This is a genomic window from Rhizobium phaseoli, assembly GCF_010668805.1.
GTDB lineage: Bacteria > Pseudomonadota > Alphaproteobacteria > Rhizobiales > Rhizobiaceae > Rhizobium > Rhizobium phaseoli_A.
On sequence record NZ_WUFT01000019.1, the window covers coordinates 99,035 to 121,439 of the forward strand.

Below are 22,405 nucleotides of genomic sequence, written 5' to 3' on the forward strand. Positions count from 1 at the left end.
ATTGGGATGGAGAATTTTTTGAAGCGCATTGCAGCGTGGTTATTGGCTGCATGATCGTGGCGGCAACATCGCAGCCCTTGATCAACTTCCGACAGCGCCGAAGCCCGGCGCTGTCGGATAGAGGCGTTTTCAAGCCGCCTTGGCTTTCTTTGCTTCGGCCTTGCGACGGATGTCGGGCGGCGTCGCTTCCAAGGCGAGGCTCTCGACGGCGGCATCGAGCCCCATCGAAACCTGATCCTGGCTGCCGAGGCGGCGGATGTTGACCGTGCGCTCCTCGGATTCCTTCCTGCCGCAGACGATGATGACAGGCACCTTGGTGACCGAGTGTTCGCGGACCTTGTAGTTGATCTTCTCGTTGCGGAAATCGGTCTCGACGTTGAGACCGGCTTCGCGCAGCGCCTCGGCCACTTCAAGCCCATAGGCGTCGGCTTCCGAGGTGATCGTCGCGACCACCACCTGAACCGGTGATACCCAGAGCGGCATGTGGCCGGCGAAGTTCTCGATCAGGATGCCGAGGAAGCGCTCCATCGAGCCGCAGATGGCGCGGTGGATCATCACCGGCTGCGTCTTTTCGGAGTTGCTGTCGATATAGAAGGCGCCGAAACGTTCCGGCAGATTGAAGTCGACCTGCGTCGTGCCGCATTGCCATTCGCGGCCGATCGCATCCTTCAGCGTATATTCGAACTTCGGGCCGTAGAAGGCGCCCTCGCCCGGCAGGATGCCGGTCTTGATGTTGTTCGACTGCTGCTGGATCGTCTCCAACACGTTCATCATCACGCTTTCGGCGCGGTCCCAGAGATCGTCGGAACCGACGCGCTTGTCCGGCCGGGTCGAGAGCTTGATGGTGACCTCGTCGAAGCCGAAATCCTTGTAGACCGAGAGGATCAGATCGTTGATCTTCAGGCATTCGGCAGCCATCTGCTCATCGGTGCAGAAGATATGCGCATCGTCCTGCGTGAAACCGCGCACGCGCATCAGCCCGTGCAGCGCGCCCGACGGTTCGTAGCGATGGACATTGCCGAATTCGGCAAGCCGGATCGGCAGTTCGCGGTAGGATTTCAGCCCGTGTTTGAAGATCTGGATATGGCCGGGGCAGTTCATCGGCTTCAGTGCGAAGACGCGGTCGTCGTCGGTGTCGTCGCCGGCAACCGTCACCTTGAACATGTTGTCGCGATACCAGCCCCAGTGTCCGGATGTCTCCCACAGCGACTTGTCGAGCACCTGCGGCGCGTTGACTTCCTGATAGTCACCGGCCAGCCGGCGGCGCATATAGGCAACCAGCGTCTGGAAGACGCGCCAGCCCTTGCCATGCCAGAAGACGACGCCCGGGCCTTCCTCCTGGAAGTGGAAGAGATCCATCTCGCGGCCGAGTCGGCGGTGATCGCGCTTCTCGGCTTCGGCAAGCATATGCAGATAATTGTCGAGTTCCGACTGTTCGGCGAAGGCCGTGCCGTAGATGCGGCTCAGCATCGGATTGTTGCTGTCGCCGCGCCAGTAGGCGCCGGCGACTTTCAAGAGCTTGAAGGCGCTGCCGATCTGGCCGGTCGAGGCCATATGCGGGCCGCGGCAGAGATCGAACCAGTCGCCCTGGTAATAGATCTTCAGATCCTGCCCTGCCGGGATCGCGTCGACGAGTTCGACCTTGTACTGCTCGCCCTTGTCGGCGAACACCTGTTTGGCCTTCTCGCGCGACCAGACCTGCTTGGTGAAGGCGGCGTTGCGGGCGATGATCTCCTTCATCTTCTTTTCGATCTTCGGCAGATCATCGAGCGTGAAAGGCTCGTTCTTGGCGAAGTCATAGTAGAAGCCGTTTTCGATGACCGGGCCGATCGTCACCTGGGTGCCGGGCCAGAGCTCCTGCACCGCTTCGGCCATGACATGCGCCGCGTCGTGGCGGATGAGTTCCAGGGCTCGGTCGTCGTTGCGGGTGATGATCTCGATCCTGCCCGTCGTCACGGGATCGGAAAGGTCGCGCACGGTGCCGTCGATCGCAATGGCGACCGCCTTCTTGGCAAGCGACTTGGAAATGGATTCGGCGACATCCCGGCCGGTTGCGCCAGCATCGTAGCTGCGCACGGAACCATCGGGAAATGTCAGGGAAATAGCTTGGGACATCGAAATTCTCCTTGTCCAGTCCCGCCAACGAATGCGGGTGGTTGCAGCGGCAGCGCCTCCGTCTTTGGATGCGCTCCCGCCTGATAATCAGATTTCTCTCGTGAGTAAAGAAGAAGCCGGCCTACATGACCATCTGGGCAAGGCCGCACACCGTGTTCCAGTTGCGCATCGTCCCGACGCCCATCCGCTTGGTCGTCAGCGCCGAAAGCAGCTTGGACTGGCTCGGTTTGCCGGCAAAATCGATCCAGAGATCGCCGCCGACGACAGCCATGCGCTGTCCCTCCGTCATCAGCGGTTTCAGCGCCTCCACCTTCTTCGGATCGACCGGCAGCCGCATCACCCGGACGATGACCTGGTCGGCGTCGCCATCCTTGAAGGGATTGGTGCTGCAAAGCGCCATCCAGCTGCAGTCGTTGCGCACGACGATATCGACGTGTTTGCCGAACTTTTCTTCAAAGCCCTCTTCCAAGGCCACTTCGAGTTCGTGGGGCCGCATATCGTCGGCCTCGAAAACCAGATTGCCGGTGGAAACCAGCGTGCGCGGTTCTCGATAACCGAGCTCTTCGGCCAGTGCGCGCAAATCCTGCATGATGACGCGGCGATCGGGGGTCAGGACAATGCTGTGCAGAAGGGCGATGAAGGTACTCATGGCGCCCACCCTTTCTTGCGTCCGAGGGAGAGATACCGCCACGGCGTCCACCAACGGAACTGATCGCCGAGCACTTCCGGCACCTGGTCGAGGCCGCTGGTGCCGCCCGGGCCGCAGCGGCCGACCCGAAACAGCGTCATCCAGCCGCCGGCCCACAGGCCATGGCGGGCGATCGACTCATAACCATATTCCGAGCAAGTGGGGATATGGCGGCAGGAATTGCCGATAAAGCCGGAAAGCGTCAGCTGGTAGAGGCGGATGAACCCCATGCCGAGCAGGCGGTCCGGAGTCTTGCGGAACGGACCGCTATAGTTGCGGGAAGTGGGTGCGGCCTTGTCGCGCGGTTTTCCAGGTCCGGCGGCACCGCCGTCATCCTCATCACCTGCCTGCAGGGCGCAGAACTCGCACATCTCCGTTACGCCTCGACAATCTCAGCCCGTTTCGCCTCGATCTGCCCGATTGCATCGACGACCGCATCGAAGGTCAGCATCGTCGAGGCATGGCGGGCCTTGTAGTCCCGCACCGGCAGCAGATAGCGCATGTCTTCGAACCGTCCCTCAGGCCCTGCGCCATCCGCCTTCAACATGGCAAGCATGTCCTGCCGTGCCTGGCGCAATTCGCCCGATGTGGCGCCGACGACATGGCGGGCCATGATCGAGGACGAGGCCTGACCGAGCGCGCAGGCCTTCACGTCATGGGCAAAACCGGTCACCATATCGCCGTTCATCTTTAACCAGATCCGCACCTTCGAGCCGCAAAGCTTCGAATAGGCCTGGGCGCTCGCATCGGCCTCCGCCAATGTGCCGGTCAACGGAATATTGCCGGCGAATTCGAGGATCTTGCTGTTGTAGATGTCGTCCATGTTGGATTTCCGCTCCAAAATCGCTGCGGATCGGCCTCAATAAGGGCTGTTATTGTTATTGAAACAAAAAACACACCGTGTCATCTGAGGATACTTACATACGATGGCCGTCTTCCTATATGTATGTCGTTCGAAGGCCATGAAAATGCAATGGCCTCGTGTAAGTTTGATTGGGAAACCGTGCCGGACGGGTGTTGAATGCGCCAAGAAAGCCCCGGAGCCTGCCAAAGGTGCATGAATTCCCGCATGGGATTGACCAGTGGCGATTCCGACAGATGGGTCCGCGGTTGCGGACCAGGAGACCATTGTTCATGGACGCCATCGTAAAAAACTTTCCGCAGACGAACCGCGACTCCGATCGCCCCTCCCAGCAGGAGGCGGAGGAAGCTGTCCGCGTCCTGCTGCGCTGGGCCGGTGACAACCCGACCCGCGAAGGCCTGCTCGAGACGCCGGCCCGTGTCGTCAAGTCGTACCGCGAGCTTTTTTCCGGCTACGACATGGCGCCGGAAGACGTGCTCGGCCGCACCTTCGAAGAGGTCGCCGGTTACGACGACATGGTCCTCGTCAAGGACATTCCGTTCTTCTCGCATTGTGAACACCACATGGTGCCGATCATCGGCAAGGCCCACGTCGCCTACATGCCGGACGGGCGTGTACTCGGCCTGTCGAAGATCGCCCGCGTCGTCGAGATCTATGGCCGCCGCCTGCAGACGCAGGAAACGATGACCGCGCAGATCGCCCGGGCCATCGACGATACGCTTAATCCGCGCGGTGTCGCGGTATTGATCGAGGCCGAACATATGTGCATGGCGATGCGCGGCGTTCAGAAGCAGGGCTCGACCACGTTGACGACGACGTTTACGGGTACGTTCAAGACCGAGCCGGCCGATCAGGCCCGTTTCATGACCATGGTGCGGAGCCGCTGATACCGGCTCCCGCAGGAGGGCCGCGATGAGTCACATGATCTTCAATCAACCATCCGAGGACAAGTCGGCATTGGAAGACGCCGGCGATTTCACGCCGCGTTTCGATGACCGCGGCCTGATCACCGCGATCGTCACCGACGCCGGCGACGGCGAGTTGCTGATGGTGGCGCACATGAACGCCCAGGCGCTGGCGCTGACCATTCAGACCGGTACGGCCCATTATTTCAGCCGTTCGCGAGGCAAGATCTGGAAGAAGGGTGAAACCTCGGGCAATCTCCAGACCGTGAAGGAAATTCGCACCGATTGCGATCAGGACGCCATCTGGCTGAAAGTCGAGGTCGCCGGCCACGACGCCACCTGTCACACTGGCCGCCGCTCCTGCTTCTATCGGACGATCACCCTTCAAGACGGAAAGCCGATGCTCGATATCGTCGACGACGAGCGTCATTTCGATCCGCAGGACGTTTACGGGAAATAAGCCGAACGTCCCGGCATTTGCTCCTTATTGCGCCAGAAATTGCTTCTATATACCATTTGGAAACTGATCGGGCACACTATCGGAACCCAACGTGTTCTGCTGGGAGGGAGAGCGCCATGCTGAGCTGGAATTTGCATCGTCAAAGCTCTGAAGGCGAAGGTTCCGGTACCGCTATATCCACCACGATCGAGGTGATCCCGCCTCCAGCCCCCGTCAAAAAAATCAAGATCGCGCTGGCGCTGGGCGGTGGTGCTGCCCGCGGCTGGGCCCATATCGGCGTGCTGCGCGCCCTCGACGAGGCAAAAATCGAGATCGGCATGATCGCCGGCACCTCGATCGGCGCGCTGGTCGGCGGCTGCTATCTCGCCGGCAAACTCGATGAACTCGAAAGTTTCGCCCGCTCGCTGACCATGCGCCGGATCGCAAGTCTCCTCGATCTCACCATCGGCGGCAGCGGCCTGTTCGGCGGCATGCGGCTGACCAAGCGGATGCAGGAACATCTGGAAGGCCTGAACGTCGAGGATCTCGACCGGCCGTTCGTCGCAGTCGCAGCCGAGGTCAATACCGGTCACGAGGTCTGGATCGCCAATGGCTCGCTGATTACGGCGCTGCGCGCCTCCTATGCCCTGCCCGGCATTTTCGAGCCGGTGCGCAGCAATCACCGCACGCTGGTCGACGGCGCGCTGGTCAATCCCGTGCCCGTCTCCGTCTGCCGCGCCTACGAGCAGCCGTTGGTCGTCGCCGTCAATCTCAATTACGATCTCTATGGCCGCTCGGCCGTCGTCCGGCACAATGCCAGCCTCTCGCCGCAGGAAGTGCAGAAGCAGGAAGAGGCGCCCTATGCCCGTCTCGGCATGACCGGCGTCATGGTGCAGGCCTTCAACATCATCCAGGATAGGATCGCCCGCGCCCGCCTTGCCGGCGACCCGCCGGATATTTCGCTGCAGCCGCGTTTGAGCTACATCGGCCTTTCGGAATTCCACCGGGCCGGCGAAGCGATCGAACGCGGCTACGAGGAAGCCAGGGCAAGGCTCCCCGAAATCAAACGCATGCAGGAAGTCTACGCCACCTCCCCGTGATGGGATATCGTCCGAAAGCCCGTAGCGCTTGAGGCCGCCAAAAACCTCAGCCGGCGATATAGGCCTTGATCTCCTCGGCCTCGCGCTCGACTTCGGCGATGCGCGATTTCACCACGTCACCGATCGAGATGATGCCGGCAAGCTTGCCGTTGCTTTCAACCGGCACATGCCGGAAGCGGCGGCTGGTCATCAGCTCCATCAGCTCGTTGACGGTCGTCTCCTCATGGCAGCGGTAAACCTTCGCGGTCATGACCTGAGCCAGCGACTGGTCGAGCCCGTCTTTGCCGTGTTTGGCGATCGCGTGCACGAGGTCACGCTCGGTGAACATGCCGGAAATCCGGTTCTCCATGCCGACGACGACGATGGCGCCGATCTTCTTCTTGCTGAGGATGGCGGCCGCCTCGGCGACGGTGGTGTTCGGCCCGGCGGTGACGACGTCCCTGCCTTTCAGGTCGAGGATTGCTTTGACTGAACTGGTCATTCGAACCTCCTATGTCCGTGATCGACTTGTCACAGGCATCCGCGGCGGTTTCTCCCCCCATCGCGGATAATAGGTCGATGGTGCACCGCCCGGCTCAGGATTGCAACAGATCCTTCTCCGTTCCCGCAGCTTCCATCACCGGTGGGCGCGGCGCCCGGTCGAACAGCGAAAACAACAAGAAGCCGAAGACGAAGCCGCCGATATGCGCGTCCCAGGCAATCGCCTGATCGCTATCGCCGACGAGCGGGATGCCGACGGCAATCAGGGCGTTGCCGACCAGCCAGAGCAGCATGAAGATGACGACGGTGCGGCTCCGCAGCGCTTCGACGATGGAAAGCCGGGGATTGAGATGCGCAGGCAGCATCGGCCGACGTTCGGCCGGAAAGGCGAATCGGCAGGCGGCGCCCATCAGCCCGGAAATGACGCCCGACGCGCCGATCAGCAGCGTCACATCTCCCCAGTTCAGGACCGCATGAAGGGCCGCCGATGCGATGGCCGAGAAAAGCCAGAAGAGCACGAAACGCAGCGTCCCGATGCGGCGCACGACCGGCGCGCCGAAGGCCATCAGCCAGAAGGCGTTAAAGACGATATGCTGGACGCTGCCGTGCAGCAGTGAATAGGTGACGGGCGTCCAGAACAGCTCCGGCCCTTGCTGCGACAGTGGGATCACATAGCGGGCGGGAACGAAGCCGAAGGTGAAGAATAGCCAGCTCAGCGCATCGTCTGAAAGCACGACCTCCTGCACCGCATAGATGATAACAAGCAGACAAAGGCTGAAGAACAGCGCCGGCGGAAGGTTGAAGACCGGTACCCGCGGCGGCTTTGCCGGCGGCTGGACCTCGGGAGGTTCGGGCGCCTTATGCGGCTCGGCCGTCTGCTCATTCATTTCGATATCGCCTCGTTGAGGCCACAGCCATACAGGACCACCTGGCAAAAAAAAAGCCGTCCGAAGTGCCGGACGGCATACCGGGAGTTCAAGGAAAGACCTCGGCCCGGGCAGGTTGTGCTGAACTTCGAAAGTCGAAGCGATGACCGGACAGTGTCACGGCGGGCATAGCACCTCAACCGAAACCGTTTCTTAACCTTAACGGACGCGGTTTGGCATGAAATCCGCAAGGTAGAGCCTGTAGGGCAATGATTGCCCGAAAATGATCCGGAATGGGACAGGTTGGTGTAAAATGCGTGTACAAACGACCATCGAGATTTTTGACTACTGGAACCGTATCCGCGGCGCTGCCGATGCGCCGCTGAAACAGCAGGTCGAACCCTCCGCCGTACCCCATCTGCTCCAAAGCCTCTTCATCCTCGAGACGCGCGAGGGAGGTGACATCGGCTTCCGGCTCGCCGGCACCCGCATCTGCGATCTGTTTGGGCGGGATCTGCGTGGTGAACGTTTCGCCTCGCTCTGGGCAAACGGCCAGCATGCCGACATCGAACGCACGGCGATGGGGGTGATGGACCATACCATGCCGGCTTTGTTCAATGCGACCGGCTACAGCACCGTCGGTCATCAGGCCTCTTTCGAGATCATCGTGATGCCGCTGCGCTCGCCGGGCGGCGCCTGCGATCGGCTGCTCGGCGGGATCGCACCCACGGCGGCCGCGAGTTGGCTGGAGATCGTGCCGCTCGAATTCCTGGCGCTCGACCGCAGCCGACTGCTGCCCGGAAAATTCAGCACGGCAACACCAGCCGAACAACGCCCCATCAACGAAATCGTTACCGGCAAAAGCCTCGGTTTCGGACAGGTCATGCGCCGCATGGTGTCGCAGCTGCTGAGTGCGGAGGCGCACTGACCGTATTGTTTCGGGACATAGCGCATACTCGTTTTCCGCTATGTCCGAATGAGGCCAAACAACCTTCTGTTAAGGGATTGCGGGTAAAGATCAGTCTCTGCGATTTTGATGAAGAAGCCATTTGATGCACTCGTTCCAGCCAGCTCAGACGCAAAGACCTGCGCCGCGCCCTGAACAGGGCGTTTTTCAGCGTGTGCCCATCAATATGCAGGGCCGGCTGATGCTTGCGAATTACGAGGAGTTCGAATGCATGGTGATCGACATGTCGCCTGGCGATATGTACGTCACCTGCCTCGGCCGGCCACGCACCAACGAACGTGTCGTCGCCTATATCGACCATCTCGGCCGCGTCGAAGGTTATGTTCAGACGCTCGATGGCCGCGGCTTCACCATGTCGATCAATGCCACCGAGCGCAAGCGCGAGAAGCTCGCCGCCCAGCTCACCTGGCTTGCCAACAAGCACGAACTCGGTCTGCCGGAAGATCGTCGCCATGACCGCCTGACGCCACGCGACACGAATACCGAGCTGACGCTCGAGGACGGCACCCGTTATACCTGCCGCATCATGGACCTTTCGCTGTCGGGCGCTGCCGTCGACGTCGAGATGCGCCCGTCGATTGGAACAGCGGTGCGGCTCGGCAATATGCGCGGTCGCGTCGTCCGCCATTTCGTCGAAGGTGTGGCGATCGAATTCCTGTCGATCCAGTCCCGCGACACGCTGCGTGAATTCCTTTAACAGGCCGCGACGCTGCCGCGGCTCTTCGCGGCGGGTTCAATGTCCTGACGGACTTGCCGCCGAAGGTGATTGGCAGGTCCGGGCCGCACCCGGTCAGGTCGTGCTGAAAGGCCTGGGCTTCACCACAACAGATCTGCAAGCGGCGACCAATCCGGCTTTGGACAGCAAGCAGAACATCCTGTCGCAAGTGGTTCCAACCTATCAACAGTAAATATTATGAGTGGAACGACCTGCGACAGGCAGTACGATGGCAGCTCTCTATCCGGAAATCGAACCCTATGATCATGGCCTGCTCGACACGGGCGACGGCAATCTGATCTATTGGGAAGCCTGCGGAAGTCCGGCGGGCCGGCCGGCGCTGGTGCTGCATGGCGGGCCGGGCTCCGGCTGTTCGACGGCTGCGCGGCGCCATTTCGATCCCGATGCCTACCGAATCATTCTGTTCGATCAGCGCAATTGCGGCCGCAGTCTGCCGAGCGCTGCCGATCCCGAAACCGATCTTTCCCACAACACCACCTGGCATCTCGTCGCCGATATCGAGCGGCTGCGGCTCTTCTTCGGCGTCGACACCTGGCTCGTTTTCGGCAATTCCTGGGGATCGACGCTGGCGCTTGCCTATGCCGAAACCCATCCGCAGCGCGTCGCGGGGATCGTTCTGTCGGGCGTGACCACCACAAGGCGTTCGGAAGTCGACTGGCTCTATCGTGGCATGGCGCCGCTCTTTCCGGACGAATGGCATCGTTTCCGCCAGGCGGTCCCCGCAGGCAGCCGCCAACAAGATGGCGACATGGTGGCCGCCTATCACCGCCTCCTCAACGATTCCAATCCGGAGACGCGGCTGAAGGCGGCACGCGACTGGCATGATTGGGAAGCGGCGTCGATCCTGCTTGCCGATCCTGAAGGTCTGCCGCGCCGCTGGGCCGATCCGGCCTATGTGCTGACCCGGGCTCGCATCATCACCCACTATTTCACCAACGGCGCATGGCTGGAAGACGGCCAACTTCTGAGGAATGCCGCGCGGCTCGCCGGCATCCCCGGTATCCTGCTGCAAGGTAGGTTCGACATCGAGGCGCCGCTTGTCACCGCCTGGGAACTGGCCCGCGCCTGGCCGCAAAGCGAGCTCCAAATCCTTCCGCATGCGGCCCATTCCACCGCAAATCCCGCAATGAGCGCGGCGATCGTCGCCGCTACGGATCGATTTCGAGATTTCCCGCAAAAATAATTTTATCGCCGGAATCTGAAAACCGAGCAATGGCCTGCCTTGAACGGGCCGAATCGGCCGATTCCGGCTGCCTTGCCAGCCTGCCGCGCAGCGCCGAACCGCAGCCGGCATTTATCCGGCTCAACGAAAATCCTTAACATCAGGACGGCGACGCAGCCTTTTCGCGGGCGAAAGCCTTGTTGCGGGAATTACAATTTTAATCGAATTCGAGACAAATGCGCTTCGAGTTTTATGCGTGTTCGAATTTGTTTTTAGCCAGATTTTATCGGCATTTGAATCAACTAAGCCTCTAATTCTATTACGTAATTTTGCGTGAGATAAAAACGTCCGTGTCATTGTCGCCTCAACTTACGGGGAGACGGCAATGACAACTGCAAACATCCTGAAAGGCGGCCTTCTGGCCGGTGCCCTCATGATGGCAATGGCGGGTTCGGGCCAAGCGATGCCCGCCAGCATGGCCTTGGCAGGCAATGCCAGCCCGCCGATCGGCCATTATGAATTCTGCAAGGCGAATCCAAGCGAATGTGCCTTTGCCGGTGGCGATGCCGGACCGGCTATCCTCACCGAGGATCGCTGGAAGGAAATTCTCAAGGTCAATTACACCGTCAATTCGACGATCCAGCCGGAGACGGATGAACAGATCTACGGTGTCGAAGAACACTGGGCCTACCCCACAACCGTCGGCGACTGTGAGGATTATGCCCTGCTGAAGCGCAAGATGCTGATCGAAGACGGCTTCTCGCCATCCGACACGCTGATGACCGTCGTGCTGCAGCCGAATGGCGAAGGCCATGCCGTGCTGACGGTCCGCACCGATCACGGCGACTTCATCCTCGACAACATGCGCAACAAGGTGCTGCTGTGGTCGGATACCGAATACACCTATCTGAAGCGTCAGTCCGCCGACGATCCGGCCCGCTGGTCGAAGCTCCAGGACGGCCGCACTGTCGCGGTTGGTAGCGTCAAGTAAGAATAAACCCGCCGGCTAGAGCATGATGCCGAAAAGTGTGAGCGGTTTTCGGACGACATCATGCTCTAACTATTTAATTTAGAACAGGATTCAGATTTTAGGCCGACCGGCCTAAAATCATCCTGTTCTAGCCGGCGGCAACCTGCGGCCCGGTCAGTCCCCGCATCCGTCCCGACCGGCGCCCAAGAGCCGTTCCCGCTGTCCCGGGAACGGCTCGCTCTTTTTTGGGACAGGCATTCGTCCCCAGGCGACCCGCATCCTGAAATCTTAGCGAATTGTTAACCTTGCCGGTCCGATCATGCCGATCAGACTCATCATCGGCACCGGCGGCTCATGTTCCTCCTGCGGCGGACCGAAACACGAAGAACCGCCATGAGCCATGCCGCGCACAGCGCACCCGACGAGCAGCCGCTTTTTTCCACGGGCTTCCTCATCCGCACGATGGCGGTCATCGCCGTGCTGGCGGTCCTGACGGTTGCCATCAGCATCGGCGGCCGTTGGTTCGGCCGGCATATCTCGCTTGCCGGCAACACCGACAGCACGGTCGAGATCACGCTGGCCATCGGCCGCGACACCGTGAAATTCCCCGAAAATGCCATCCGTTTCCCCAGTCAAAGGCATGACGGCGCGGCCGAGCGTGTCGATCTCTATCTCGCCTGGCCTGATATGCAGGGCTACGGCAAGGAGAACCACCTTCGTTTCGACGATATCGCCCAATCCTCCGGCCTGATCTTCCTGCAGATTACCCAGAGCACCATGTCGCGCGACATGTCCGGGCGGCTGGAGCCGATCTATTCGCATCTGCTCGAAGGACCGGCCGCACCCTTCCGCGACGGCCTGATGCTGCACCGCCTTCGCGCCGACGCCGGTTACGGCGACGATGTGCTGCTGACGGCGCCTGTCAAAGGCGGGCCGGATTACGTCGTCCGCTGCCTGTTGCCTTCCGTCCCTGACACGGCGTCGAGCGGGGATTGTCAGCGCGATATCAAGGTCGGCAGGGATCTCAGCGTTCTCTACCGTTTCTCAAGCAGCCATCTCGACGATTGGGAACATATTGATGCCGCTATCCGCACCTTTGTGGAAGCGCGTCTTGTGAACCGTTCTGCAACAAGTCCCTAAAATGCTCCCCGGACAGCGAAATAAACGATTCATCATAAACGGATTGGTAACGCCCAATCGGTAGATTTGAAAGACGGGCTGTACGGCGGGAGGTGTGCGGTTCCTGCCGATAGTTGAAGTCCCAAGTATCTGAAATGCAAAGCGAAGAGTGGAATAGTGTCAAGGTCAGTCTCCCCCGTATCATCGTCCCGATCCGGCAGCTTTTTCGCCAAGCTGCTGGCGATCCTTTCGGTGGCCGTCACGATCATCCTGGTCGATTCGGTAAGCGCCGAAGCTGAAGCGGCGAATTCGAAATATGCAGGCATCGTCGTCGACGCCAAGACCGGCAATGTTCTCTACAGCGAGAATGCCGACCGGCTGCAATACCCCGCCTCCTTGACCAAGATGATGACCATCTACATGACCTTCGAGGCGTTGGAGCAGGGTCGCATCCGTCTCGACACGCCGGTTCCCTTCTCCGCTCATGCGGCAGCCCAGGCGCCGACCAAGCTCGGCGTTCGCGCCGGCGGCACGATCACCGTCGAGCAAGGCATTCTCGGCCTCGTCACCCTGTCGGCCAATGATGCCGCAACCGCGCTCGGCGAAATGCTCGGTGGCGGCAGCGAGGATCGTTTCGCCCAGTTGATGACCGCCAAGGCGCATGCGCTCGGCATGACGCGCACCACCTATCGCAATGCCAACGGCCTGCCGAATACCGCGCAGATGACGACGGCGCGCGACCAGGCCCGCCTCGGCATCGCTCTTCGCCAGCATTTTCCGCAATATTACGGCTATTTCTCCACCCGCGCCTTCAAGTTCGGCACCCGCACGATCCGCAGCCACAACCGCCTGGTCGGTTCCGTGCGTGGCGTCGACGGCATCAAGACCGGTTACACCCGCGCTGCCGGCTTCAATCTGGTCAGCTCGGTGCAGGTCGACGGCAAGTCGATCGTCGGTGTCGTGCTCGGCGGCGCCTCGACGCCCGCCCGCGATACCCAGATGCGCAACCTGATCGCCACCTACCTGCCGAAGGCATCGAGCCGCGGCGGATCGTCAGCACTGATCGCAGAGGCGGCCCCTGCCCCGGCGATGATCGAGACACCTGCCCCGGTCATGCCGCAGAAGACCCAGCAGAAGGCCCCGCCGCAAATAGCCAAGACCATCACCGCAGCGCAGCCGCCGGTTTCGGCTGCCGTCGCCGATCTCAGCCTGCCGCACAAAGGCCCGCTGCCGGATGCGCGCTATCAAGTCGCCGAGACCGAGGTCGCCTATATCGAGACCGCTCAGTCGAAGTCCGACAACCCGCTGGTAGCCCAGCCGATGCCGGCGCCGACCAAGGTCAAGACCACGACCTTCAAGCAGCAGGCATCGCTCGCCGTGCCGAAACCGGCACCCGCTGCCATGCCGCAGGAACGGGACGATACGGCGGTCGATAATGTCACCACCGCTTCGACCACCCCGACTTCGACCAGTGCCGCTTCAGCCGACAATGGCCCGGCCGGCTGGGTCGTGCAGGTCGGCGTCTCGCCGAGCCGGCAGATGGCCATGGACCTCCTGGCGAGCGCCAAGAGCAAGGGTGGCAGGGCATTGGCCTCGGCAAAGCCTTTCGCAGTCGCCTATGCGGCTGGCGGTGACCAGCTCTATCGCGCCCGCTTCGGTGGTTTCGACGACCAGCGCGATGCGGTCAATGCCTGCAAGGCCTTGAAGAAGGCCGGCATCAAGTGCTGGGCGGCTGCCCAATGAGCTATTCGATGCTGCCTGCAAAATGGTCGGCGGCATCGGTAATGGCCGGAATCGGTGTTTGCGTTTCCGGCCACCGTTCTTGAACTCGATCAGTGTTGCGTACGGGGAAGACAATGGCAATCAATGAGAATGTTCCGGGAATGCCTTCAGACCGCCGCATGCCGGCCAAGGGGCGTTCATCGCTGCATCCTTTGCACGAGGCGGCGTTGCGGCTGGCCGAAATGGGCCTGCAGCGGCCGAAGGCGAAGTCTCCGAAGACCCGCGATCTCATCAATCTGCTGCTGAGCCATGGTGCCCGCGCCTGGCGCTACTCCCAGCCAGAGGCCCGCATCCATCTACATGTGACCTCGCAGGACGGCAGTGTGCCGGTGCAGCTGCGCCTGCGCTGAAGCTTGGTACTGTCGCCCGGAACCAGGACGCGTTTTGGGGCGACAGACGTTAAAGCAGACCGAGTTCGGTCAGCTCGCGGCGAAGGTCCGCGGGCATTTCGACAATGCCGGCCCCAAGGCTCATCAGGTCGCGCGGCACATCATCTTCAGTGTAATAACGCCACCCCTGGAACGGACGCTTCGGCTGCACGGCCGTCTCGATAACCTCCGGGCCAAGCATCAGGCGGCAGCGCGATATGCCCTCGCCGTCGGTAAAGGTCTCGATGCCGAGCAGCCTCTGCCGCGCCTGCACCTGCCCCTTGATCACCCAATAGAGCGAGCCGCCATCGAGCAGCTCGTCCATGCGTTTCGGCACCATGCGGGTCGTGTGTACCGAATGCGGCTCCAGCCCGGCGGCGATGGCGCTGAGCGAGCGTTCGGCCACCCATTCGCGCAGATCGTCTATCGAGTCGGCGCCGACGCAGAGTTTGATGAGATGCAATGCCATGCCGCCGTTGAAATCCTTTTGGCGGTAGGCGTCAAGCGAGAACCATCACGCGTCCACAAACTCAGCATTCGACGACGTTGACGGCAAGGCCGCCGGTCGAGGTTTCCTTGTATTTCTCGCTCATGTCGTGGCCGGTCTGGCGCATCGTCTCGATACAGGCATCGAGCGGCACGAAGTGCTGGCCGTCGCCCTTGACGGCAAGTGACGCCGCGGTGACTGCCTTGACAGCGCCGAGTGCGTTGCGCTCGATGCAGGGAACCTGCACCAGGCCCGCAACCGGATCACAGGTCATGCCGAGATGATGTTCAAGCGCGATCTCGGCGGCGTTCTCGATCTGCTCCGGCGTGCCGCCCATGACGGCGGCAAGGCCTGCGGCCGCCATGGCCGCTGCCGAGCCGACTTCGCCCTGACAGCCGACCTCGGCGCCCGAGATCGAGGCATTGTGCTTGATGATGCCGCCGATGGCCGCAGCCGTCAGCAGGTAGTCACGGATGCCGTTTTGATCCCAGTCCTCGTGGAAATGCTCGTAGTAGCGGATCGTCGCCGGGATGACGCCGGCCGCGCCATTGGTCGGCGCCGTGACGACGCGCCCCCCGGCGGCATTCTCCTCGTTGACGGCCATCGCATAGACGCTCAGCCAATCATTGGCGAGCAGCGGGTTGACGCGGTTGCTGCGCCACTCCTCTTCGAGCTTGTCGTGTATCCTGCGGGCGCGGCGCTTGACGTTGAGGCCGCCCGGCATGATGCCTTCGACCTTGAGGCCGCGCTCGATACAGGAACGCATCGCTTCCCAGATACGGTCGAGCCCCTGATCGAGCTCCTCCTGGCTGCGCTGGCTCTCCTCGTTTGCCCGCTTCATCTGGGCGATCGACAGCCCGGAGCGCTCCGCCATCTCGAGCATCTGTTTTGCGGTGGAGAAGGGATAGGGCACGCGCGTGCCGCCGGCCGCGTTCTTCTTCGCCCGCATCTGCTCCAGCTCGGTATCGGTGACGACGAAGCCGCCGCCGACCGAATAATAGACGCGCTTGACGAGCAGCCGGCCGTCCCTGTCAAAAGCGGAAAAGACCATGCCGTTGGCATGGCCGGGCAGCGGCTGCTTCTTGTCGAAGATCAGGTCGGTCTTCGGCTGAAACTGATAGGCGGGATGCCCCTCCGGCGTGATGCGGCCAGTGCGTTCCACCGTGTCGACGATGCCGTCCATGCGGTCGGGATCGACGCTGTCGGGCGCCTCCCCCATCAGGCCGAGAATGACCGCCCTGCCGGTGCCGTGGCCGATGCCGGTATGGGCAAGCGAGCCGTGCAGGCTGACCTTGATCGCAACGACCTGGGCGCCCGATGACGGACGCGGCCATTCGTCAGACAGGATCAGGTCGAGAAACCGGTTGGCGGCCGACATCGGACCCATCGTGTGCGAACTCGAGGGCCCGACACCGATCTTGAAGACATCGAATACCGAGAGAAACATGGATGCGCCTTCTGATTACGAGGAAGCAAGCTTAAGCGATGCCGGTTTTCAATCCGTGCGGGCCACCGACATCGCATGGAGCCGGTGCGACATTGCGGCTCAACACTAAAACGATGAGGCCCACCTTACCAGTCATTGCAGCATTCCGATGCATATGTAAGGTGGCCGCACTGCATGCGGAGACTGAATCACTGATGACGACGGCGGACTATATCGCTCTGGCCTTCTTTGCCTGCGTCTGGATGGGCTATTCCTGGCTGCTGCATGGCCGCACCTTCTTCGGACGCACCAGCCTCACCCATGCGATGATCGAACGGCGGCGCGAATGGATCTATAATTCGCTGCGCCGCGACCTGAAGATGATCGACACGCAGATCATGGCCGGCCTGCAGAACGGCACCGCCTTCTTCGCTTCGACCTCGATCTTCGCATTGGGCAGTTGCTTCGCGCTGCTCGGGGCGACGGAGAAAGTCGACGCCGTCTTCGCCGACCTGCCCTTCGTCTTGCATGGCGGCCATGCCGTCTTCGAGATGAAGGTCGGCGGGCTGGCAGTGCTGTTCGGCTACGCCTTCTTCAAGTTCGGCTGGTCCTATCGGTTGTTCAACTACTGCACCATTCTGTTCGGCTCGATCCCGATGCTGCGCGATACCGAACGCGACGTCATCGCCGCCGAGCGAGCCGCCGAACGGGTCATCCGCATGAATGTCATTGCCGGCAGCAATTTCAACGAAGGCCTCAGGGCGATCTTCCTGTCGATCGGTTATCTCGGCTGGTTCATCAACCCCTATGTCTTCATGCTGACGACGGCGATCGTCATCTTCGTTCTGACGCGGCGGCAATTCTTCTCGCAGGCGCGGCTGGCGATCATGGATGCCGGCCCGCCATCGAATCTCCACCTTTCCGCGTTCAGCCGCGACATGCCGTCGAGCGACGGACGTGATTTGCCCGAGGGACTTTAATGACATTGCCGGCAACGCAAGCCGATGCGGCGGTAAAGCCGCCGCGCATCGGCCTATTGGACACGGCGCGCGGTCTCGCGCTGATCGCCATGGCAAGCTATCATTTCAGCTGGGATATGGAGTTCATGGGCTATCTCGCGTCGGGCACGGCCGAGACAGGCTGGCTGAAGATCTATGCCCGAGCGATCGCCACGACGTTTATTTTCATCGTCGGCATCAGCCTGGTGCTGTCGAGCATGCCCGAGGTCCGCTGGCCCGCCTTCTGGAAGCGTTTCGGCATGATTGCCGCGGGAGCCGTAGTCATCTCGATCGCCACGCGCATCGCGATGCCGAACGAGTGGATCTATTTCGGCATCCTGCACTGCATCGCGGTGTTGACGCTGATCGGCATCGTGTTTTTGAGATTGCCGCTCGCCGTCACGCTCATCGCGACTGTGGTGCTCATTGCCGCCTGGCTTACCGATAATTTCGGCACACCCGGCCTGCTTCGCTCATCCTTCTTCGATCCGAGATATCTCGCCTGGATCGGCCTTGCGGTGATGCCGGAACGGTCCAACGACTATGTGCCGCTGTTTCCCTGGGCAACGCCCTTTTTTGCTGGATTGAGCTTCGCCTCGATCGCCATCAGAACCAGACTGCTGCATCGGCTTGCCGCCATCGGCACCGGTTCCTGGTGGCCGGCAAGGCTTGGCCGCCACAGCCTTGCTTTCTACCTCATTCACCAGCCGGTATTGATCGCCATCGCCTACGGGCTTTCCCTCGTCGTCCCACCGCAGGCGCCGGATCCGGTCGCGACTTACCTGAGGCAATGCAACACCTCTTGCGTCATGCAGCAGGGCGAAGCGCTCTGCCACAGCTTCTGCCAGTGCACATTGGAGAAATTGCAGGCTCAGGCCCTGTTCACGCCGCTGCAGGCGGGCGCCATCGATATAGAAAATGACGAGCGGGTTCAGACGATCGCCGCCGAATGCAGCGCCGAGGCGGAATAAGTTTCGTTCCGCTCAGGTGGTGACGCCGATTTCGGCGAGGCGGCCGAGGCAGGCCTCTTCGATATTGTCGAGTTCCACCAGCGTGTCGTCGATATCCTTGCGCTTCTGGCGCAGGTCGTCGCGCTTCTCGTCGATGCGTTTCATCAGCAACTTCAATTGACCGAGTTCGCCCGGTGGCTCCTTGTAGACCTGGATGATCTCGCGGATCTCCGCGATGGTGAAGCCGATGCGCCGGCCGCGCAGAATTTCGCCGATGAGCCGTCGGTCGGCCTGGCGAAAGAGACGGGTGCGCCCTCGCCGCTCCGGATGAATCAGTCCCTCGTCTTCGTAGAAGCGAAGCGTGCGCGTCGAGACCCCGAATTCGCGCGTCAGCTCCGTTATGCTATAATATTTGTTCACCAGCATGGGTTCCCCGTCATGAACCGGCATAATATTGACTTTTACGTAATAGTCAATTTCGTCGGACCGCTCAGATGCCGAACCACCAAGTGGCGATGCCGAGGAAGGCGAAGAAGCCGGTACAGTCGGTCACCGTCGTCACGAAGACCGAGGAGGCGATTGCCGGGTCGGCTCCCACCTTGTCGAGCAGCAGCGGCAGCAGGATGCCGGCAAGCGCCGCCGCCATCAGATTGATGATCATCGCCGCCGCAATTACCCCGCCGAGCTGATAGTCGTGGAACCAGGTGCCGGCGATCAAACCCATGATCGTCGCGAAAACGACACCATTGAGGATGCCGACGCCGGCCTCCCTGCGGATGATGCGGCCGGCATTGTAGATGTCGAGATCGCGGGTAGCGAGCGCGCGCACCGTCACCGTCATCGTCTGCGTGCCGGCATTGCCGCCCATCGAGGCGACGATCGGCATCAACACGGCAAGTGCGATCATCTTCTCGATCGAGGCGTCGAACAGGCCGATGACGCTGGCCGACAGCATCGCCGTGCCGAGATTGATCAAGAGCCACAGGAACCGCGAACGCGCCGTCGAAAGCACATTGTCCGACAGTTCTTCGTCGCCGACGCCGCCAAGCCGCTTGATATCCTCGTCCGCCTCCTCGTGGATGACGTCGACGACGTCGTCGATGGTCAGCACGCCGACCAGCCGGCCGTTCTCGTCGACGACGGCGGCCGACAGAAGGTCGTACTGCTCGAATAGCTGGGCCGCCTCCTCCTGGTCCATCTCGGCCGGAACCGGATGGTTGGTCTCGCGCATGATCTGCTCGATCTTCGTCTGCCGCTTTGTGCGCAGGATCTGATCGAGATCGACGGCGCCGAGCAGCTTGAAGGTCGGATCGATGACGAAGATCTGCGAGAAGGAATAGGGCAGATCTTCCTCGTCACGCATGTAGTCGATCGTCTGTCCCACAGTCCAGAACGGCGGCACGGCGACGAATTCCGTCTGCATGCGGCGCCCGGCCGAGCTTTCGGGATAGTCGAGCGCCCGGCGCAGCCTGACCCGCTCGGTAAACGGCAGCTGAGCGAGGATCTCTTCCCGGTCTTCCTTGTCGAGATCTTCGAGAATATAGACGGCGTCGTCCGAATCGAGATCGCCGATCGCCGCGGCGATCTGCTCGTTCGGCATCTGGTCGACAATTTCGCGGCGGATCGCCTCGTCGACCTCGGTCAGCGCCGTCATGTCGAAATCGTCGCCGAGCAGACGCACCAGCGCCAGGCGCTGGTCCGGCTGGATCGCTTCCAGCAGGTCGCCTATCTCAGATTCATGCAGCCGGGCAACATTCTGGCGCAGGAACACCGTGTCGCGGTCGGCGATCGCGGCGCCGACCAGCGCCAGGAAATCGCTGCGGACATTGCCGTCCTCGTCGTAGATATCGGCTTCCTCGTCCTCAGAACGCCTGCGGATGCGGTCTTCCCCATCGGTCGTCGTCATCTGCCGCCCTCGCATCTGGTTCGAATTTCAACGACTACAGCGCCACATTTGCAAATGTCGGCGGAAAACACATTGTCAACAAGCAGATAAGCCAGTCCCGCTCGACGCTCCCGCGGTGGGAATTCATGGCTTCTGCTAGCCCAAAGCATCCCTGCCGTAAAGCCGCAAACCTGCCTCTTGATGACAATGCCCGCGGCCGGCGATAGTTTCGCCAGCCCGTCCAAACCCCGGCCAACAAAAGAAAGCCTGCCTGATGCCCCTCCGTCCGATTCTGCGTTATCCGCATCCTGGTCTGAAGACCGTCTGCGCACCGGTGACAGACTTCGATTCGTCGCTCGCCGAGCTTGCCGACGACTTGGTGGCGACGATGCGGGCGGCGCCCGGCGTCGGCATCACCGCCGCCCATATCGGCGTCTTTAGCCGGGTTACGGTGCTGGAACTCGACAAGACGGACGGCGTGCGCCTCTACATCAACCCGGAGATCACCTGGCTCTCGAACGAAACGATGTCCCATGCCGAAGGCAGCGTCTCCATGCCCGGCGCCACCGAAGAGGTCACGCGGCCGCGCGCGATCCGCTTCCGTTACCAGAATGCCGAGGGCACCCTGCACGAGGAGGCAGCCGAAGGTTTCCACGCCATCTGCATCCAGCACGAGGTCGACCAGCTCGACGGCATTTTCTGGCTGCAACGCCTCTCGCGGCTGAAACGCGACCGTCTCGTGAAAAAATGGGAGAAGGCATCAATTTGAGAAGCGGCGCTGACGATCAGGGCTGACAAATCGCCACCGGCACCGAACCATTCGCCACTGCCGGCGTTTCCCGCAGAGAAATCACTCAGCGACCCCCCTCAGCGAAACAAGGAGCGACCGTAATGGCAAGGATCGGTGACAAGACCCAGTTTTCCCGGGAGAAGCCCGAGCTCTCCCGGGAGGAAGATTATCGTGACCTCGAGGAACGCAATCTCGACGACGGCTGGCCCTATGCCGACGGCACCGGTGCCGACCCGGCAAACCGCCCCTATGGCGAGACCGCGGCAAATTTCGACAGCGATCCCAACAAAGGCTTCCGGATCGACGGTACGGACGCAGAGGGCAACGAGAACCGCCTGAAGGATTCGCTCCGCCCCGATACCATCGACCGCGATGAAAGCGATGACCTTGAAGCGCGGGTGAACGATCATCTCGAAGCCATCCCGGATCTCGACATGGACAGCATTGAGGTTCATGCAGACGGGCACGTCATTACCCTGGAAGGTTCGGTGGAGACGATCGGCATCGCCCGCAAGGTCGAGCTCAGTGCCCTTTCGGTCGATGGCGTCCGCCATGTCCGCAACAAACTGCAGCTGACCGGTGTCGACGCGCATATCCCGAACGAGGACTGACCGGCAGCAGGAGATCGAAATCATGCGGGAGGCATCGATGTCTCCCGACAGTCCCTGTCAAATTCCAGCCGTCCAACATTACCAAAAGTTAACAATTCCAGATTGCATCGCAATTTAGACCTTTTGCTTAGGCGGCTTGTGTAACGAGTACGTCAATTTCGTTGACAACACTGTGATTTCATTTGGACAAAAGGTCGCGGCCACGCCGTCCGTTTAACACAAAATTGCCTGAATTGGGGCGCGAACTCGCAAGTGCCGAGGGTTAGTTTATGTTGTGAAATTCAACAGCAGATTGAGGAGATAGACCCATGCGCATCAAATTTGCCCTTGCCGCGTCACTGTTCGCCGTCAGCCTTGCAGGCGCTGCCCTCGCCCAGCCGGGATATTCCGACGACTATACCAACGATAGCGACGGCTTTTCGCCGAGCCCGATGTCGAAGCCGGCTCCCGTCCACTACAGCAACCGCAAGGCCCCGGCCTATTCCAGCGATTATACCAATGACAGCGACGGCTTCGCCCCGAGCGCGATGGCGGCCCCTGCCGTTGACAAAACCACAACGGCAAGCATCAAAGCCCTGCCCCCGTGCCACAGCATGATTGGCCCGAGCGGCTCCCACACCAAGGGTGCCGATAGCGGCGCTTCCCGCACCGACGCATGCCGCGCGACGCATTGATCAACTAAAAGAAAGGGCCGGAATC

General features: G+C 61.2%; 25 protein-coding genes. 15 read left to right on the forward strand and 10 right to left on the reverse strand.

Features of this window, described 5'->3' with window-relative positions; all coding sequences use genetic code 11:
• Positions 1-129: 129 nt before the first annotated feature.
• The 4 genes from thrS to GR197_RS25430 form a co-directional block, all read right to left on the reverse strand.
• Entirely contained in the window at positions 130-2,115 is a 1,986-nt protein-coding gene (thrS, locus tag GR197_RS25415; RefSeq protein WP_164014582.1) for a threonine--tRNA ligase, read from the reverse strand.
• 121 nt (positions 2,116-2,236) lie between these two features.
• A complete protein-coding gene (locus tag GR197_RS25420; protein ID WP_164014584.1) occupies positions 2,237-2,764 on the reverse strand; it encodes a DUF1697 domain-containing protein in 528 nt (175 codons plus the stop codon).
• On the reverse strand, positions 2,761-3,174 hold the full coding sequence (gene yidD / locus GR197_RS25425) for a membrane protein insertion efficiency factor YidD (protein ID WP_164014586.1): 414 nt from the start codon (positions 3,172-3,174) through the stop codon (positions 2,761-2,763). Before yidD ends, GR197_RS25420 begins: the two co-directional genes overlap by 4 nt.
• Before the next feature lie 5 nt (positions 3,175-3,179).
• Positions 3,180-3,626 (reverse strand): iron-sulfur cluster assembly scaffold protein, encoded by a 447-nt coding sequence (locus GR197_RS25430; RefSeq protein WP_164014588.1) that lies wholly within the window; start codon positions 3,624-3,626, stop codon positions 3,180-3,182.
• Positions 3,627-3,937: 311 nt separating this feature from the next.
• On the opposite strand from GR197_RS25430, the gene folE reads away from it, so the two are divergent.
• From folE to GR197_RS25445, 3 genes are all read left to right on the forward strand, one after another.
• Positions 3,938-4,552, forward strand: coding sequence for a GTP cyclohydrolase I FolE (gene folE, locus GR197_RS25435; protein ID WP_164014590.1), 615 nt, complete (start codon positions 3,938-3,940; stop codon positions 4,550-4,552).
• 25 nt (positions 4,553-4,577) lie between these two features.
• Positions 4,578-5,030, forward strand: a complete 453-nt coding sequence (gene hisI / locus GR197_RS25440; protein ID WP_007629155.1) for a phosphoribosyl-AMP cyclohydrolase — start codon at positions 4,578-4,580, stop codon at positions 5,028-5,030.
• Positions 5,031-5,146: 116 nt separating this feature from the next.
• Positions 5,147-6,109: a patatin-like phospholipase family protein gene (locus GR197_RS25445; protein WP_164014592.1), complete on the forward strand. Its 963-nt coding sequence runs from the start codon at positions 5,147-5,149 to the stop codon at positions 6,107-6,109.
• A gap of 46 nt (positions 6,110-6,155) precedes the next feature.
• On the opposite strand, the gene GR197_RS25450 is transcribed toward GR197_RS25445, so the two are convergent.
• Together GR197_RS25450 and GR197_RS25455 are read right to left on the reverse strand one after the other, a co-directional pair.
• Entirely contained in the window at positions 6,156-6,590 is a 435-nt protein-coding gene (locus GR197_RS25450; protein ID WP_164014594.1) for a CBS domain-containing protein, read from the reverse strand.
• Positions 6,591-6,684: 94 nt separating this feature from the next.
• Positions 6,685-7,476, reverse strand: a complete 792-nt coding sequence (locus GR197_RS25455; RefSeq protein ID WP_164014596.1) for a rhomboid family intramembrane serine protease — start codon at positions 7,474-7,476, stop codon at positions 6,685-6,687.
• A 262-nt stretch (positions 7,477-7,738) separates the two neighbouring features.
• Between GR197_RS25455 and GR197_RS25460 the strand changes: the two genes are divergently transcribed.
• From GR197_RS25460 to GR197_RS25490, 7 genes are all read left to right on the forward strand, one after another.
• Positions 7,739-8,383, forward strand: coding sequence for a PAS domain-containing protein (locus tag GR197_RS25460; protein ID WP_204330386.1), 645 nt, complete (start codon positions 7,739-7,741; stop codon positions 8,381-8,383).
• Positions 8,384-8,507: 124 nt separating this feature from the next.
• Positions 8,508-9,119: a PilZ domain-containing protein gene (locus tag GR197_RS25465; RefSeq protein ID WP_007629160.1), complete on the forward strand. Its 612-nt coding sequence runs from the start codon at positions 8,508-8,510 to the stop codon at positions 9,117-9,119.
• Between the two features lie 247 nt (positions 9,120-9,366).
• Entirely contained in the window at positions 9,367-10,341 is a 975-nt protein-coding gene (gene pip / locus GR197_RS25470) for a prolyl aminopeptidase (protein ID WP_164014600.1), read from the forward strand.
• Positions 10,342-10,705: 364 nt separating this feature from the next.
• On the forward strand, positions 10,706-11,311 hold the full coding sequence (locus GR197_RS25475) for a transglutaminase-like cysteine peptidase (RefSeq protein ID WP_164014602.1): 606 nt from the start codon (positions 10,706-10,708) through the stop codon (positions 11,309-11,311).
• A gap of 333 nt (positions 11,312-11,644) precedes the next feature.
• Positions 11,645-12,430: a hypothetical protein gene (locus tag GR197_RS25480; RefSeq protein ID WP_164014603.1), complete on the forward strand. Its 786-nt coding sequence runs from the start codon at positions 11,645-11,647 to the stop codon at positions 12,428-12,430.
• Between the two features lie 156 nt (positions 12,431-12,586).
• Positions 12,587-14,152, forward strand: a complete 1,566-nt coding sequence (locus tag GR197_RS25485; protein ID WP_164014605.1) for an SPOR domain-containing protein — start codon at positions 12,587-12,589, stop codon at positions 14,150-14,152.
• A 113-nt stretch (positions 14,153-14,265) separates the two neighbouring features.
• Positions 14,266-14,541, forward strand: a complete 276-nt coding sequence (locus GR197_RS25490; RefSeq protein WP_164014607.1) for a hypothetical protein — start codon at positions 14,266-14,268, stop codon at positions 14,539-14,541.
• 49 nt (positions 14,542-14,590) lie between these two features.
• Here the strand turns inward: GR197_RS25490 and GR197_RS25495 are convergent, their stop codons facing one another.
• Positions 14,591-15,028, reverse strand: a complete 438-nt coding sequence (locus GR197_RS25495) for a DUF1489 family protein (RefSeq protein WP_164014609.1) — start codon at positions 15,026-15,028, stop codon at positions 14,591-14,593.
• Positions 15,029-15,089: 61 nt separating this feature from the next.
• Entirely contained in the window at positions 15,090-16,493 is a 1,404-nt protein-coding gene (locus tag GR197_RS25500) for an L-serine ammonia-lyase (RefSeq protein ID WP_164014611.1), read from the reverse strand.
• Between the two features lie 194 nt (positions 16,494-16,687).
• On the opposite strand from GR197_RS25500, the gene GR197_RS25505 reads away from it, so the two are divergent.
• Both GR197_RS25505 and GR197_RS25510 read left to right on the forward strand, forming a co-directional pair.
• The gene (locus GR197_RS25505) at positions 16,688-17,452 is read left to right on the forward strand and encodes a DUF599 domain-containing protein (protein ID WP_164014613.1); all 765 of its coding nucleotides are present in this window, start codon (positions 16,688-16,690) and stop codon (positions 17,450-17,452) included.
• Positions 17,452-18,441, forward strand: coding sequence for a heparan-alpha-glucosaminide N-acetyltransferase (locus tag GR197_RS25510; protein WP_164014616.1), 990 nt, complete (start codon positions 17,452-17,454; stop codon positions 18,439-18,441). Before GR197_RS25505 ends, GR197_RS25510 begins: the two co-directional genes overlap by 1 nt.
• Before the next feature lie 12 nt (positions 18,442-18,453).
• Here the strand turns inward: GR197_RS25510 and GR197_RS25515 are convergent, their stop codons facing one another.
• Positions 18,454-18,846 (reverse strand): MerR family transcriptional regulator, encoded by a 393-nt coding sequence (locus GR197_RS25515; protein WP_164014618.1) that lies wholly within the window; start codon positions 18,844-18,846, stop codon positions 18,454-18,456.
• Positions 18,847-18,910: 64 nt separating this feature from the next.
• The gene (mgtE, locus tag GR197_RS25520; RefSeq protein WP_164014620.1) at positions 18,911-20,326 is read right to left on the reverse strand and encodes a magnesium transporter; all 1,416 of its coding nucleotides are present in this window, start codon (positions 20,324-20,326) and stop codon (positions 18,911-18,913) included.
• A gap of 253 nt (positions 20,327-20,579) precedes the next feature.
• On the opposite strand from mgtE, the gene GR197_RS25525 reads away from it, so the two are divergent.
• From GR197_RS25525 to GR197_RS25535, 3 genes are all read left to right on the forward strand, one after another.
• Positions 20,580-21,074, forward strand: a complete 495-nt coding sequence (locus GR197_RS25525) for a peptide deformylase (protein ID WP_164014622.1) — start codon at positions 20,580-20,582, stop codon at positions 21,072-21,074.
• Positions 21,075-21,196: 122 nt separating this feature from the next.
• Positions 21,197-21,706, forward strand: coding sequence for a BON domain-containing protein (locus tag GR197_RS25530; RefSeq protein ID WP_164014624.1), 510 nt, complete (start codon positions 21,197-21,199; stop codon positions 21,704-21,706).
• Positions 21,707-22,014: 308 nt separating this feature from the next.
• Positions 22,015-22,380 carry a hypothetical protein gene (locus GR197_RS25535; protein WP_164014626.1) on the forward strand — a complete coding sequence of 122 codons (366 nt, stop codon included), beginning with the start codon at positions 22,015-22,017 and terminating at the stop codon, positions 22,378-22,380.
• The last annotated feature ends 25 nt before the right edge of the window (positions 22,381-22,405 follow it).

Coding starts and splice junctions, on each gene's coding strand:
- thrS (WP_164014582.1), bottom strand. CDS start 2,115: ATGTCCCAAGCTATTTCCCTGACATTTCCCGATGGTTCCGTGCGCAGC.
- GR197_RS25420 (WP_164014584.1), bottom strand. CDS start 2,764: ATGAGTACCTTCATCGCCCTTCTGCACAGCATTGTCCTGACCCCCGAT.
- yidD (WP_164014586.1), bottom strand. CDS start 3,174: ATGTGCGAGTTCTGCGCCCTGCAGGCAGGTGATGAGGATGACGGCGGT.
- GR197_RS25430 (WP_164014588.1), bottom strand. CDS start 3,626: ATGGACGACATCTACAACAGCAAGATCCTCGAATTCGCCGGCAATATT.
- folE (WP_164014590.1), top strand. CDS start 3,938: ATGGACGCCATCGTAAAAAACTTTCCGCAGACGAACCGCGACTCCGAT.
- hisI (WP_007629155.1), top strand. CDS start 4,578: ATGAGTCACATGATCTTCAATCAACCATCCGAGGACAAGTCGGCATTG.
- GR197_RS25445 (WP_164014592.1), top strand. CDS start 5,147: ATGCTGAGCTGGAATTTGCATCGTCAAAGCTCTGAAGGCGAAGGTTCC.
- GR197_RS25450 (WP_164014594.1), bottom strand. CDS start 6,590: ATGACCAGTTCAGTCAAAGCAATCCTCGACCTGAAAGGCAGGGACGTC.
- GR197_RS25455 (WP_164014596.1), bottom strand. CDS start 7,476: ATGAATGAGCAGACGGCCGAGCCGCATAAGGCGCCCGAACCTCCCGAG.
- GR197_RS25460 (WP_204330386.1), top strand. CDS start 7,739: ATGATCCGGAATGGGACAGGTTGGTGTAAAATGCGTGTACAAACGACC.
- GR197_RS25465 (WP_007629160.1), top strand. CDS start 8,508: ATGCACTCGTTCCAGCCAGCTCAGACGCAAAGACCTGCGCCGCGCCCT.
- pip (WP_164014600.1), top strand. CDS start 9,367: ATGGCAGCTCTCTATCCGGAAATCGAACCCTATGATCATGGCCTGCTC.
- GR197_RS25475 (WP_164014602.1), top strand. CDS start 10,706: ATGACAACTGCAAACATCCTGAAAGGCGGCCTTCTGGCCGGTGCCCTC.
- GR197_RS25480 (WP_164014603.1), top strand. CDS start 11,645: ATGTTCCTCCTGCGGCGGACCGAAACACGAAGAACCGCCATGAGCCAT.
- GR197_RS25490 (WP_164014607.1), top strand. CDS start 14,266: ATGGCAATCAATGAGAATGTTCCGGGAATGCCTTCAGACCGCCGCATG.
- GR197_RS25495 (WP_164014609.1), bottom strand. CDS start 15,028: ATGGCATTGCATCTCATCAAACTCTGCGTCGGCGCCGACTCGATAGAC.
- GR197_RS25500 (WP_164014611.1), bottom strand. CDS start 16,493: ATGTTTCTCTCGGTATTCGATGTCTTCAAGATCGGTGTCGGGCCCTCG.
- GR197_RS25505 (WP_164014613.1), top strand. CDS start 16,688: ATGACGACGGCGGACTATATCGCTCTGGCCTTCTTTGCCTGCGTCTGG.
- GR197_RS25510 (WP_164014616.1), top strand. CDS start 17,452: ATGACATTGCCGGCAACGCAAGCCGATGCGGCGGTAAAGCCGCCGCGC.
- GR197_RS25515 (WP_164014618.1), bottom strand. CDS start 18,846: ATGCTGGTGAACAAATATTATAGCATAACGGAGCTGACGCGCGAATTC.
- mgtE (WP_164014620.1), bottom strand. CDS start 20,326: ATGACGACGACCGATGGGGAAGACCGCATCCGCAGGCGTTCTGAGGAC.
- GR197_RS25525 (WP_164014622.1), top strand. CDS start 20,580: ATGCCCCTCCGTCCGATTCTGCGTTATCCGCATCCTGGTCTGAAGACC.
- GR197_RS25530 (WP_164014624.1), top strand. CDS start 21,197: ATGGCAAGGATCGGTGACAAGACCCAGTTTTCCCGGGAGAAGCCCGAG.
- GR197_RS25535 (WP_164014626.1), top strand. CDS start 22,015: ATGCGCATCAAATTTGCCCTTGCCGCGTCACTGTTCGCCGTCAGCCTT.